Here is a 13,513-nt window from a genome sequence, read left to right on the forward strand (position 1 = left end):
GTCAGAGCACCTTCTTGTCGGTCGAACCGTCGGCCGGGGCGCTGGACGGGGTCGTGTCCTCGCTCCGGCCGGACGCCGAATTGTCCCCCGAGTCGTCCTGTGGACCGCCCGCCGGCCCGTCCCACGGCCCGTCCTCCACCGGCGGGCGGCGCAGCAGGGCGATGGAGCCGGAGACGGTCGTGGCCTTCAGCCGGCCGCTGCCCGTGCCGAGGCGGCCGGTGATGCGCTTGGCGCCCCACTGGCCGGTGACCCGGAGGTCCTCGAAGGCGTTGGAGACCGCTCCGCTCGCGGTGTTGGCCTCCACCTCCGCGTCCGCCGGATGCGGCAGCCGGATGGCGATCTCGCCGGAGACGCTGGTCAGGCTGACGTCGGTGGGGCTGCCCGCCGGGTCGAGGTCGACGATCATCGATCCGCTCACCGAGTCCGCCTTGACGGAGGAGCCGGCGCCCTCGACGACGGTGAGGTCACCGGAGACGGAGTTGAAGCGCAGGTCGCCGGAGAGGGCCTGGGCCTCCACGTTCCCGGAGACGGTGTCCGCGCGGACCGGGCCCGCCAGCCCCACGAGTGTCGTGTCCCCGGAGACGCCCTTCACCTCCGCGCGCCCCTCGACGCCGGAGACCACGGCGGCGGCGCTGACCACGCCCACCTCGACGCGCGTGCTCACCGGCACCGCCAGCGAGACGACGGCGCTGCGGCGCCAGCCCTTGCGGTCGAGCCACTTCAGGAAGCCCTTCCAGGGCAGATCCTCGTACGCCACGGTGAGCGTGCCGCCCTGCTGGGTGACCACCAGGGGCGGTCCCTCGATCTCACTGACCTCCAGGCGGGCGGAACCTTCGTCCGTCCCCACCACGTTCACCGTTCCGTCGACGATGCGTACGTGAAGTTCGCGCACGGGGTCGTCGAAGGTGAGCTTGCTCGGCTCGGCGACGGACCACTCGGACATGGTGCTGACCTCCTCGACCTGCCGGGCCGCACGCGGGACCGGACGGACGGACCTCGACACGCCATATCGCGTCTTCCGTAAAACACGATATATCGTGGGCGCGGGAAGTCAAGACACTCGTTCTGGTGACCAGCCCGTCTCCGAACCGGGACAAATGCCCTAGCGTGTGAGCATGTCGACGGAAGAGTTCCGGGCCGACGGCCGGGCCGATCCCGTGGCTCCCGGCGCCCTGCTGCTCTGCCGGGCGCACCCCCGTGCCGTGGCCCCCGCCGCCCGTCTGCTGCGGGCCCGGATGGTGCTCACCCGGGCCGGCGAGAACTGGAGCGTCCTCGTCCCGGAGGGCGGGCCCTGGCTGGACGGCACCGAGCCCGTCGACCGGGTGCTCACCGGCTGGGCCACCGCTCTCGCCGTCGGCGCCCCCTGGCCCGTACTCGCCCTGTGGTGGGACGCGGACCGCGCCGGTTGCACACTCGCGTCCGGTTTCCGGCGCCCGGTCGGCTACGTCTGGCTCTCGGGCGGCACCCCGGTCGGCGAGGACGAGGCCATGCACACCTTCGCCGCGTGCCTCGGCCTGGACCCGGCCCTCGACATGCGGTCCCTGGACCGCCTGACGAAACCCGACCCCTCGGCCGACGCCCCGGCCCGCCTGCGCGGTCTGCTCGCCGTGCTCACGCGCGCGGGAGTCCGTCTGCCGGCAGGCCTCGGCCCCGGCGAATCCGCCGACCGCCTCCGCGCGGCCGCCCGCGCCCAGCCGGACGCCCGCACGGTCGAGGGGACGGACCGGCCCGCGGCGTCCCGCACGGAACCCGACGTCGGGGACGGCCGCCTCGGCCCGTACCTCCCCTGGTCCGGCGACCCCAGGGCCCGCGCGCTCGCCCTCGCCCAGCTCGCCGCGGGCCTCCCCCTCACCGCCTGGGGCCTACGCCATCACAGCGGCGGCTGGACCACAGCGGGGGCGCTCCTCCTGGCCCACGGCACCCTGGGCCTGGCGTACGAGCTGGGCCGACCGCGCGACTGACGGCCGAGCGGGCGCACACAAACGAGGCGCCCCGCACAGGCAAACCCCGGCCGGACCTACTCCTCGTCCTCGTCGTCCAGCCGCGCCAGCCACGTCGCCAGCCGCTCCACCGGTACCTCGAAGTCGGGGTTCAGGTCGACGAAGGTCCGCAGTTGCTCGGCGAGCCACTCGAACGTGACCTCTTCCTCGCCGCGCCGCTTCTCCAGTTCTTCGATGCCTCGGTCGGTGAAGTACATGTCCTCAGAATATGCGCCACTCGGCCGGTCGGGGGACTCGCACCGGAACCGTCGGTACGGCTAGCCTCGTCGCAGCTCAAGTGTGGTCCGGCTGCGGCCGGTTGGACGGGACGCAAGCTCGACGGGGGAGCGGCATGAGTCACATCCAGGACATCGAACTGCCCGACGGCACGGTCGTCACCGCCCGGATCGGCAGCGCGGACGCCTACGGGGAGCAGGAGGACGTCGGCTTCACCGACGCCGCCCTCGCCAAGGTCGAACAGCTCCAGGAGCTGATCAAGGCCGTCGGCGGCACCGTGCTCGACGCCGCGCGCTCGGCCCGGCCCGACGAGGCCGCCATCAGCTTCGGGGTGGAGCTGACCGCCAAGGAGGGGCTCGCGGTCGCCGTGCTCGCCAGGGGAGAGGCCAAGGCCTCGCTGCAGGTCACGCTGACGTGGCAGTTCGACCGGCAGCCCGCCGAGGCCCCCGCCGCGCCGGACCCGGCCGCGCATGACTGAGCGCACCGAACGCCTGCACGCCCTGGCCAAGGCCGCCACCGTCCACCTGCTGTCCGCCGAGGGCGACGACAAGCCGCTGTGGGGCAGCGGATTCCTCGTCGCCCCGGGCTGGGTGCTGACCGCCGCCCATGTGGTGCGCCCGTACCTCGCCGCCCGTCGCGACCTGACGTTCCGGGTGTGCGGTGAGGGCGTCGACGCCGAGGCCCGGCTCGAGGCCTGGCTGCTCACGCATCCGGAGCGGCCCGTCGTACCGCTGGAGGAGGACCTGGCCCTGGTGCGGCTCGCGGGCGACGCCGACGAGCACCAGCACGAGTGCGTGTGGCTCGCCGACCGGGACGTACGGCACTCCGGCGCCGTCAAGGTGTACGGCTACTACCCGGAGCCGCCGCACACCCACGCCCGCGCGGTGGACGCCGAGATCAACGGCCACGAGGACGGCTACGGGCTGATCATCAAGCCCGACATCGACTTCCCGGCCGGAGTCTCCGGCGGTCCGCTGCTCGATCCGGACACCGGAGCCGTGGTCGGACTGGTCAAGTCCCGTCGCCGGCAGCAGGACGGCGGGAAGGCGGTCGCCATATCGGCGCTGCGCCGCTTCGGACAGACGTACCGCACCGTCATCGCCGCCCACGACCGGTGGCACGGCACCGAGCCGCTCTCCGAGAGCGGGGACAACTGGATCGACCTGCAGTCCGGTCCCGCCGCCGACGGCGGTGAGCGGTGGACGCCGGACGACCGGCGCACCGCGCTGCGTCTGCTCGCCGCACTGCCCGCCCCGCCCGACGCGCCCACCGTGGAGGTCCTCGCGAGCCGCGCCCGCAGCGGCCGGAGGTGGCCGGGGCGGGCCCCCGAACTGCAGACCTGGCGCGACGGTCACGGCCTGCTCTACGAAGGCCCGCATCCGCTCGACTCACTCACCTTCCTGCGCTATCTGAAGTTCGTCGAGGCGTACATACGCTGCCGGGGCGGGGACTGTTCGCAGCTCGCCGACTGGATCGACCGGCGGCTGCGCCGGGACCCACGCCGGGACATGCACGACTTCGTCCGGGACGCAACGCTCCCCGAAGCGGTCCGGCCCACCGTGGCGGACGGACCGGAGCGCATCGTGATCCCCTATCCCGGCCCGGGCGAGGGCCCCACGGTCGCCGTGCTGCTCGACCCGGTGATCGGCTCGCAGCCCACCCGCTTCTTCTGGCAGATCTGGTTCGACGACGGTGACGGGTCCGACGAACCGGAGCTGTGGCAGACGGACGACTCCGTCCACGGCCACCTCCCCGGCGAACTCGTCCAGGCTCTGCGCGGCCCGCTGAGCGAACTGCTGCGCGCCAAGGACCGCGCCGGCCTGCCCGTGCCGCTCGAAGTCGCCCTGCCCGCCGAGTACTTCGACACCGCCGTGCACCGCTGGCGGTTCGACGACATCGCCCAGCTCGACGATGCCGCACACCTCGGCGCCCGCCGCCGGGTGGTGCTGCGCTCCCTTGCACGCCGGGGAGAACCGGACAAGCTGTGGGCCGAACGCTGGCAGGCCATGACCGCCCAGCAGCACTTCACCGGCTGGCGCACCCCGCAACGCGGCGTCGCGTCCAGCGCCGGCAGCTATCGCGACGCGGCCTTCGACCACATCCCCGTGATGTGCCGCCCCGCCGGGCGCGGACCGGGCCGGACCGCGATGAAGCTCGCCCTGGACAACGGGCACGGCGTGGCCCTCTGGCACATCGACGGCCACGCCACCCGCACCTGCGCCGAGGCGTGCGACACCCTCCACGCCAAGGCGGAGGAACTCCTCGGCACCCTCGGCTCGCTGGCCGAACTCCCCGACCGGCTGCGCCACCTCCGGCAGGACATCAGCGAGCACTGCGCGGACCGCGCCTGGGCCGAGCCGCTCGCACTCCTGTACGACGACCCGCGGCGTCCACTGCCCGCGGAGGAGACCGAGACCCTGGACGCACCCCTGTGAGCACCCCGGAGAACATCCGCGGCGGATGGCCGAAAACACCCGTGTGGCAGGCCTGTCCTGGGTACATTTCCAGGGGCCCGTTGTGGGTGCACAACGCCCCCGTCGGCCAGGACGTGGATCACCACCGACCGTCGACGAGGAGCGCACCATGAGCGAGTGGTTCGTCTACCAGGGCAACGGCCGCCCGGATCCGGCCAGGATCGACCGGCTCCCGGCACCGCCCCCGTGGCGCAACTTCGACGCCCCGGTCGTGTCGTACGACGTCCCGGCTCTCGACTCCTCCACCCGCCGCAGGCTCGGCGCCGGCGCCGTACCCCTGCCCGTCCAGGGCGACAGGACTCTCGAACTCGTCAACGCCGCTCTCTACCTGAGGCGCCCCCTGCTCGTCACCGGCGAGCCCGGCGTGGGCAAGTCGACGCTGGCGCACTCCGTCGCGTACGAACTCGGACTCGGCCGGGTCCTGGAGTGGCCCATCGTGAGCCGCAGCGAACTGCGCGACGGGCTCTACACGTACGACGCCATCGGCCGCCTCCAGGACGCCCAGCTCCGGCGTGCCGCTCAGGCCGGGGCCACGGGGTCCGGACCGGAGTCCGAGGACATCGGCCGGTACATCAAACTCGGTCCGCTCGGCACCGCGCTGCTCGCCGCCGACCGCCCCCGCGTCCTGCTCATCGACGAGCTGGACAAGAGCGACATCGACCTGCCGAACGACCTGCTGAACGTGCTGGAGGAAGGCAGGTTCGCCATCCCCGAGCTGGAGCGGATCGCCGACCGGACACCGGTGGTGGAGGTGCTCACCGACGACGGACGCAAGGTCGCCGTGACGGGCGGTCAGGTGCGCTGCCGCGCCTTTCCGTTCGTCGTGCTGACCAGCAACCGGGAGCGCGAGTTCCCCGCGCCCCTGCTGCGCCGCTGCATCCCGCTCGATCTCCAGGCCCCGCGCAACGAGGGCCTCGCCGCGCTCGTCCAGGCGCACTTCGGTGAGAACGCGCACGAAATCCACCGCGACATCCTCGACCAGTTCGTCGAGGCCGAGGCGGACGGTGCGCTGCGCCCCACCGACCAGCTCCTCAACGCCATCTTCCTCGCCGTGCACGCCGCCCGGGACGCGGTCCGGCGCGAGGAGATCTCTGCGCTGCTGATGCAGCCCCTGGACCGCGGGCCCAGGTAGCCGATGTCCGCACCGGCTCCCGGCACCCCGGCCGGCGCCGTGAGCGAGGTGCTCACGGCGCTGGTCGCGCGTCTGCGCGACGCGGGCCTCGCCCCGGACGTCGAGGAGCTGGCGGACGCACTGTGGCTGGCCCGCCGGCTGCCGGCACCGGCGCGGCAGGAGCCGGACCGCACGACACCCACCGCACCCGGCACACCCCACGGGCCCGCGGACGCCCTCCCGTCCCTGCCGGCCGCCCCGCCCACCCCGACCGGTACGCCCGAGGAGCAACGGCCCGACAGCGTCCGGATGTTCGCCCCGGGCTCCGGAGGTGAGGAGACCGGCGCCCGGATGACCCCCGTCCGCGTCCCCGCCGCCCCCGCCCTGCCCGAACCCCTCGCCCTGCAACGCGGACTACGCCCCCTCCAGCGGTACCGCGCACCCGTACGCCCCGTGCCGCGCACCCTCGATGAGCGGGCCACCGCCGAACAGGCCGCCGAATCCGGGCTCGTCCTGCCCGTCCTGCGCACCGAGCGGCGCCGCGAGGCACGCCTGCTGCTCCTGATGGACGTCTCCACGTCGACCGTGGTGTGGCAGCAGGCCCTCGACGAGCTGCGCCAGGTCTGCGAGCGCGCCGGCGCCTTCCGCGAGGTGCAGGTGCAGTACCTGCACGAGGACACCCACGGGCGGCCCGGCTACGCCGCCACGCCGGAGCACACCGGCCCGCTGCACGCGCCCGGACAGCTCAGCGACCCGACCGGACGCCGGCTGACGCTCGTCCTCAGCGACTGCGCGGGCCCCATGTGGCGCAGCGGCCGTATCCAGCGGCTGCTGCACGGCTGGGCCGCGACGGCGCCCGTGGCCGTCGTCCAGCCGCTGCCGCAGCGCATGTGGCTGCGCACCCATCTGCCGGCCCGGCGCGGACTGCTGCGGCGGCGCGAAGGGCCCGCCGGAACGCTGGAGTTCCTGCCGGACAAGGGGCCCGTCGAAGGGCAGGCGCTGCCCGTCCCGGTGCTGGCGCTGCGCCGCGGCTCGGTGGAGGGCTGGGCGCGGCTGGTGTCGGGCGCCACGGGAGGGTCGCTGGCCACCGCGGCCGGCTGGGTACGCGCCGACCACGCCCCCTCCCGTGCGCGGGTGCGGGCCCAGGAGGACCTGAGCGGTACGGAACGGGTGCGGGCCTTCTGGCGTTCCGCCTCCCCGGAGGCGCGCCGGCTCGCGGTGTATCTGTCCGCGGTGCCGCTGTACCTGCCGGTGATGCAGCTCGTGCAGCACGCCATGCTCGCCGGGAGCGGGCCCGAGGCGCTGTCCGAGGTGCTGCTCAGCGGGCTGCTCCGGCGCCGGGAGGACCCGGACGACCCGCGGGCCGTGCGGTACGAGTTCCTGCCGGGTGTGGGGGGCGAGCTGCGCACCCGGCTGGCCGTGGAGGACGTCGAGCTGCTGTTCAAGCACTGCTCCGCGTACGTGGAGCGGAAGTTCGGGCGCAGTGTGCGCAACTTCCCGGCGCTGGCGGCGGCGTTCCTGCGCGGGGCGGTGGATCCGGGGGCGGCCGGTGCGTCGCCGCCGGCCGGCCCGGGGGCGGAGGAGCCGGCCGGGCTGCGGGCGTTCGCCGAGGTGTCGGCGGATGTGCTGCGGGAGATCGGCGCACGGATCCCGGTCGCGGCGGTACTGCCCGAGCTGGGCGCTCAGGAGCTGGTCGACAAGGCGTGGGAGGCGATCGGGCGGTTCGAGGGGGAGGGGCTGACCCGCGAACTCGACGCTGCGGTGCGGTACTTGCAGCAGGCGGTGGAGGTGTCGCGGACGGGTGCCGAGCGGGAGTCGGCGTCCGTGGAGCTGGCCGACGCGTTGCTGACGCGGTGGCGGGTGAAGGGGGTGGGGGAGGACCTCCGCGATGCGTGGGAGGCGGTGGGCGAGCCGGAGGAGGTCGGTGCGCGGGGGCGGCTGGTGCGGGGCCTGGTGTGCTGGGTGCTGGCCGGTGAGCTGAGCAGTCGGGGGCTCGACTTCGAGGGGATTCCCGACAGTCTGCGGGACTGGACGAGGAGGACGGCGTCCGGCAAGGAGGTCGCTGCCCGGGCGGTGCTGCTGTATCTGGCGGACCGGGACCTCGGTCTGGCGATGCGGGATCGGGCGGACACTCCCGACGCGATGGTCGCCTCCGAGACGCTGATGCACGTGCGGCGGGCGATCGCGGAGGCGGGACGGGAGTACGCCGGGGCGGGCCCCTACCAGGCGGTGGATCCCGGGCACTGGTATCCGGCACATCTGCAACGGGCCGTCTCGGCGGCCGACATTCGGCTCATGTACCCGGAACGGGAACACGCCCTGCTCGTCCGGGGAGGTCTGTGGCTCGACCTGGCACGGCACTCGCCCGTGCCGGAGCGAGCGGCGGAGTCGGTACGGCAGGCCAGGGAGGACTTCCTGGCCGCGCTCACGGGCGAACCGGTCCTTTCGGGCGCGGAGCGCTGCCGGGCCTGGCTGGCGGTGGCGTCGGCCGCCGAGCTCGCCGCGTCGGTGAGCGGTTCTGACGCGGGTGCCCCGCTGGTGGACGCCTTGCAAGAGGCGCTGGACGCCGCGGGCCAGGACGAAGCACTGCGCCTCGAATGCCTCCTGCTGATCGCACGCATGTCCTGGAGCGGTTACCAGCACGAGCGCCACGAACACCAGTTGGCAGCCGCCCTCGGGGCGTGGACGCAGGCCGAACGGCTGCTGGGCGAGGACCACCCCGACCGGCCGGACGTGCTGGCCGCCTTCGGTGCCGCCCTGCTCGAGCAGGCTCAGCTCCAGGACGCCCCCGCCACCGCGAGCCGGGCCGTCATGGTGCTGCGCTCGGCCGTGGAGGAGACGCCCATGGCGCATCCGGACATCCCGGTGCGCTGGCAGAACCTGAGCCTCGCCCACTACAGGCGGTACGAGCTCCAGGAGGTGCTGTCCGACCTGTACGAGGCCGAGTGGCTGCTGGGCGAAGCCATCCGCTGCGCCGATCAGCCCGAGTTCCTCGTACGCTGCTGGACCACCCGCGGTGCCATGCTCACGTCCCTCTACTCCAGGACGGCCACGCTCACGCATCTGCACCGGGCGATCGAGTGCTACGGGCAGGCCGTCGAGCTGGCGCGGGAGGAAGGCATGGACGAGTTGCTGGCCACGGCGCTGCAGACCCGAGAGCAGCTGCGGGAGCAGCTCCGCACCCTGAGGTCCGGGCCGGCCCGCACCCCCACCACCCGCCCGGACCCCGAAACGGCCCCCGAGTGACCGCACGCCCGGAGGACACCCGCACACCCCTCCCCGACATCCCCAGGCCGGACCGGACCGACCACCCGGTTCTCGCGGCGATCCTCGCCGAACTACGCACCCGGGACGGGGAGTCCACCGTCGTCGCCCACTACGAAGACGCCCCATGACCACACACCCCCAGTGGCCGCACGCCGTCCTGGACCCGACGGCGCACCGCCCGACGCCCTTCCGTCAGTTCGTGCTGAAGGTGCACGGCCGCTGCAACCTGGACTGCTCCTACTGCTACGTCTACCGGGGCCGGGACGACGGCTGGCGCGAGCGTCCGCCCCGTACGCCGGAGCCGACGATGCGCCGCACCGCGGCCCGGATCGCCGAGCACGTCCGGGAACACGGCCTCGACCGCATCCGGGTCGAACTCCACGGCGGTGAACCCCTCCTCACCGGCCCCGAGCCTGTCCTCGCCTACGTGCGCGCGGTACGGGAGGCCGTCCCCGCCGACTGCCGGGTCACCGCCACCGTCCAGACCAACGGCACCCGGCTCACGGCCGCCGCGCTGGACCGCCTGGCCGGGGCCGGCGTCCGGGTCGGCCTCAGCCTCGACGGGGGACGGGCCGCGCACAACGCCCGCCGCGTCGACCACGCCGGCCGCCCGGCCTGGCCCGCCGCCCGGGCCGCCGCCCGGCGGCTCGCCGCCCGCCCGGAGACGTACGCCGGCATCCTCTGCACCATCGACCCGGCCACCGATCCGCACGACGTCTACCGGTCCCTGCTCGACCTGGACCCCCCCGGCGTGGACTTCCTGCTCCCGCACGCCAACTGGGCCCACCCGCCCCTGGGACTCCCGTCCCGGCGCCCGGCCCGGCACCGCCCCGCCCCCACCCCGTACGGCGACTGGCTCGCCGCCGTACGGGGTGGGGGCGGGGCGGCTGCGCACCCGGGTGCGGCTCTTCCAGGAGATCGCCGCCCTGCTCCTCGGCGCCCCCAGCAGCGCCGAGGCCGTCGGACTCTCGCCGATGGCCGCGGTCGTCGTGGAGACGGACGGCGGCATCGAGCAGGTCGACTCGCTCAGGTCGGCCTACGCGGGCGCCGCCGAGACCGGTCTCGACGTCTTCCGGCACTCCTTCGACCGGGCCCTGCGCCATCCCGGGATCGCCGCCCGGCAGGTCGGAGAGCGGGCGCTGGCCCCGGAGTGCCTGGACTGTCCGGTCGGCCGGGTGTGCGGTGGCGGCAACTACGTGCACCGGTACGCGCCCGGCACCGGCTTCCGGCACCCCAGTGTCTACTGCGCCGACCTGGAGCGACTCGTCCGGCATGTCGCCGGCCGGCTCGACCGGACGGCGCGCGGAACGACGCGGGACGGAACGTGATGCCGGTGCTCTCGCCCAACTGGACACCCACAAAGCCGTTTTGACGCACAATTGACTAACCTGTGCACAGTCGTGACAGGTTCAGTGAGGGGACTGCAGGATGACGGCGCAGCTCGAACACGTCACGGTGGTCTTCGCCGGGCAGAGCGAATCCTGGGCCAAGTGGATCGACCACCAGATCCGGGCCGCGGGACGCCGCACGACACTGGTGCGCTGGAACCCGCTGCGCCGCCCGCCCACCGTGCAGGCCCTCGGCAACCTGATGAGCGCCCCGGGCCGGATACTGCTCGTCATAGACGACTGGTACGAGCGCCTGGAACGCAGCCGGTTCGACGCCTGGGCCGGCGTCCTGCGCCAGACGCTGCCGGAGTACCGGGACCGGATCGCCGCCGTCAGCGTCACGGCCCAGCCGATGCCCGATGCCGTCATCGCGCTGGCCCCCGTCGAACTGCGCGGCCTCAGGCCCGAGGTGGCCCGCAGCCGCGTCCTGGAATGCGCGGGAGTACCGGCCCCCGGCGCCCTGATCGACCTGCGCCGCGGCCCCCGCTTCCCGGACGACCCGCCGGAGGTGTGGCGCCGGGTGCCGCGCCGCAACCGCCGGTTCATCGGACGCACCGAGCTGCTGGAGCAGGTGTACGCGACGCTGTCCGCCGCAGGCCGCGACGGAGCCACCGTGGCCCTGCGCGGGCCGGGCGGCTTCGGCAAGACCCAGCTCGCCGCGGAGTACGTGCACCGGTTCGCGGGCGAGTACGACATCGTCTGGTGGATCAGCGCCGCCCAGCGCGTCACCGCCCGCCAGCAGTTCGCCGAGCTCGCACCCGAGATGGGCCTGACGGACGCCGGGGACCTGGCGGCCACCATCAAGGCCGTACGGCGTGAACTCGACGACACCGCACGCCCCTGGCTGCTCGTGCTGGACGGTGCCGGCGACCCCGAGCCGCTGCGCGACCTCGTCCCGGAGGGCCGTGGGCACGTCCTGGTCACCACCCATCGTGGCGAGTGGGCCGCGCACGCCGAGACCATCGAGGTGCCGCCCTTCGAACGCCGGGAGAGCGTCGCGTTCCTCCGGCGCCGCGCGGCCCGGCTCACCGACGACCAGGCGCAGCGGCTCGCCGAGGCCGTGGAGGACATGCCGCTGCTCCTCGACCAGATGGCTGCCTGGCTGGATCTGAACCCGACGGTGTCGGTGAACGACTACGTACGCGACATCCGGGAGGGCCGGCCGGACCGGTTCGGCGTCATGGCCTCCGGCCAGTACCCGAAGTTCGAGGTCGCCTGGGCCAAGCTCATCAACTCCCTGCGCGAAGGGTCCGAACCGGCCTGGCAGTTGCTGAACCTGCTCGTCTGCTTCTCACCCGACGTCGTCCCGGTACGACTGCTGCAGACGGCCCGGCACGGTGACCTGCCGCCCGAACTGGCCGAGCTGATCAGCGAGCCCAGCAGCTGGAACACGGCGCTGCGCAAGCTCTCCGAGATCACCTCCATGCGCATCGAGTACGAGCAGGGCCCCCGCCGCCTGGACACCCAGACCGTCGGCACCCTGCGCATGCACCGCCTCTTCCACCGCTACGTCCGCTCCGTACAGGCGCCCGACGACGCCGAACGCTATTCGGCCGCCGCCCGCAGGGTCCTGGTCTCCGCCGACCCGCGGGACTCCGCCCAGGCCGGCAACTGGGCGCGCTACGCCGAGATCATCCCGCACCTGGAGCCGTCCGGCGCGCTGCAGTCGGCCGACGACGACGTACGTGACCTGGTGCTCAACTGCGTCGAGTACCTGCGGATGCGTGGCGAGTACCACGACGGCTGGTGGCTGAGCCGGCTGGCCGTGGACAACTGGCGGCCCAAGTTCGGCGACACCGACCGTTCCGTGCTCGTCGCGGTCCACCAGCTCGCCAACATGCTGCGCCGGCTGGGCCGGTACGCCGAGGCGGAGGAGGTGGGCCGGGAGAACCTGCGGCGGCTGAGCGGCGCCGGGCAGGTCCGGCCCATCGAGCTGATCCGCGCCAAGGACGGACTCGGCGGGACGCTGATGGCCCTCAGCCGGTACACCGAGGCGCGCACCCTGTTCGAGGAGGCCGCCGCGAGCGCCGCGGAGGAACTCGGCGGCGAGAACGTCCCGCGCACCCTCAGCATCCGCAGCAACCTCGCCGTCGCCGTCGGTCTGCAGGGCCACTACGCCGAATCGCTCGTCCAGCACCGCCGGATCTTCGAGGCCCGGGTCGAACTGCTGGGCGGCAAGGACGCGGCCACGCTCAACTCGGCGCTGCGCAGCGCCTGGATGCTGAGACTGCTCGGCCGCTACCGGGAGGCGCTGGCCATCCAGGGCCACAACTCCCGCGTCCACAGTCAGGTGCTGGACCGCAACCACAGCCAGACCCTGCACGCCGAGCACAACCTCGCCCTGTGCGCCCGCCGGGACGGGGACCTGCAGTTCGCGCACGTCATGATGCGCGGCGTCCGGGAGAAGCTGCTGCGCCGGCGCGGTGCCCTGCACCCGGAGACCCTGATGGTCTCCTGCGACTACGCGATGCTGCTGCGCCAGCTGGAGCGGACCGCGGAGGCCAGGGAACTCGCCGAGCTCACCGCCGCGCAGTACGCGGCCCAGCTCGGCGAGGGCCACCCCTACGCGATCGGGGCGCGGGACAACGTCGCCACCGTCATGCGGGACATGGGAGAGACCCGCAGCGCGCTGGAGCTGTCCCTGCGGACCGTTCAGGAGATGGAGCAGGCGGTCGGCCGGGAGCATCCGTGGGCGATCGGCTGCGCCAAGAACGGGGTGGCCGCGCTCGCCGCCGCCGGGGAGACCGAGTCCGCGGCCGCGCTCGGCCGCGACGCCGCCGAACGCTCCGCCCGGGCGCTGGGCGAGAGCCATGTCCTCACCATCAGCCTGCGGGCCGGTCTCGCCCTCGACCTCGCCGAGCTGGGCGAGGTCGAGGAGGCCGAGACCCTGCACCGGGACGCCGTCACCCGGCTCACCACGGTCCTCGGCCCCGACCACCCCCAGACCCACTACATCCTCGAACGCCACCGCCCCTACTGGGACTTCGAGCCCCAGCCGATCTGAAACGGCGAGGGCCCGGCCCCGAGTCACAGCGACTCGGGACCGGGCCCTCGGTG

General features: G+C 73.6%; 9 protein-coding genes and 1 pseudogene. 8 read left to right on the top strand and 2 right to left on the bottom strand.

The window, feature by feature from the left end; genetic code table 11:
* Position 1: 1 nt before the first annotated feature.
* On the bottom strand, positions 2-943 hold the full coding sequence (locus ACFV7R_RS20370; RefSeq protein WP_385265152.1) for a DUF4097 domain-containing protein: 942 nt from the start codon (positions 941-943) through the stop codon (positions 2-4).
* A 172-nt stretch (positions 944-1,115) separates the two neighbouring features.
* Here ACFV7R_RS20370 and ACFV7R_RS20375 point away from each other — a divergent pair, with 172 nt between their 5' ends.
* Complete coding sequence (locus ACFV7R_RS20375; protein ID WP_385265154.1) at positions 1,116-1,961, top strand: hypothetical protein; 846 nt, start codon at positions 1,116-1,118, stop codon at positions 1,959-1,961.
* A gap of 56 nt (positions 1,962-2,017) precedes the next feature.
* Here the strand turns inward: ACFV7R_RS20375 and ACFV7R_RS20380 are convergent, their stop codons facing one another.
* Positions 2,018-2,197, bottom strand: coding sequence for a DUF6104 family protein (locus ACFV7R_RS20380; protein WP_023586593.1), 180 nt, complete (start codon positions 2,195-2,197; stop codon positions 2,018-2,020).
* Between the two features lie 134 nt (positions 2,198-2,331).
* On the opposite strand from ACFV7R_RS20380, the gene ACFV7R_RS20385 reads away from it, so the two are divergent.
* The 7 genes and pseudogenes from ACFV7R_RS20385 (at position 2,332) to fxsT (ending at position 13,460) form a co-directional block, all read left to right on the top strand.
* On the top strand, positions 2,332-2,694 hold the full coding sequence (locus ACFV7R_RS20385) for a CU044_2847 family protein (RefSeq protein ID WP_385265157.1): 363 nt from the start codon (positions 2,332-2,334) through the stop codon (positions 2,692-2,694).
* On the top strand, positions 2,687-4,651 hold the full coding sequence (locus ACFV7R_RS20390) for a trypsin-like peptidase domain-containing protein (RefSeq protein WP_385265160.1): 1,965 nt from the start codon (positions 2,687-2,689) through the stop codon (positions 4,649-4,651). The genes ACFV7R_RS20385 and ACFV7R_RS20390 overlap by 8 nt, the downstream gene beginning before the upstream one ends.
* Positions 4,652-4,799: 148 nt before the next feature.
* Entirely contained in the window at positions 4,800-5,822 is a 1,023-nt protein-coding gene (locus tag ACFV7R_RS20395) for an AAA family ATPase (protein ID WP_385265161.1), read from the top strand.
* A 3-nt stretch (positions 5,823-5,825) separates the two neighbouring features.
* Positions 5,826-9,047: an SAV_2336 N-terminal domain-related protein gene (locus ACFV7R_RS20400; protein ID WP_385265163.1), complete on the top strand. Its 3,222-nt coding sequence runs from the start codon at positions 5,826-5,828 to the stop codon at positions 9,045-9,047.
* Complete coding sequence (locus ACFV7R_RS20405) at positions 9,044-9,196, top strand: hypothetical protein (protein WP_165396591.1); 153 nt, start codon at positions 9,044-9,046, stop codon at positions 9,194-9,196. The genes ACFV7R_RS20400 and ACFV7R_RS20405 overlap by 4 nt, the downstream gene beginning before the upstream one ends.
* Positions 9,193-10,396, top strand: a pseudogene (locus ACFV7R_RS20410) (FxsB family cyclophane-forming radical SAM/SPASM peptide maturase). Before ACFV7R_RS20405 ends, ACFV7R_RS20410 begins: the two are co-directional and overlap by 4 nt.
* A 100-nt stretch (positions 10,397-10,496) precedes the next feature.
* On the top strand, positions 10,497-13,460 hold the full coding sequence (gene fxsT, locus ACFV7R_RS20415) for an FxSxx-COOH system tetratricopeptide repeat protein (RefSeq protein ID WP_385265166.1): 2,964 nt from the start codon (positions 10,497-10,499) through the stop codon (positions 13,458-13,460).
* Positions 13,461-13,513: the final 53 nt, after the last annotated feature.

This window comes from Streptomyces sp. NPDC059866, assembly GCF_042731325.1.
Lineage (GTDB): Bacteria > Actinomycetota > Actinomycetes > Streptomycetales > Streptomycetaceae > Streptomyces > Streptomyces flavusporus.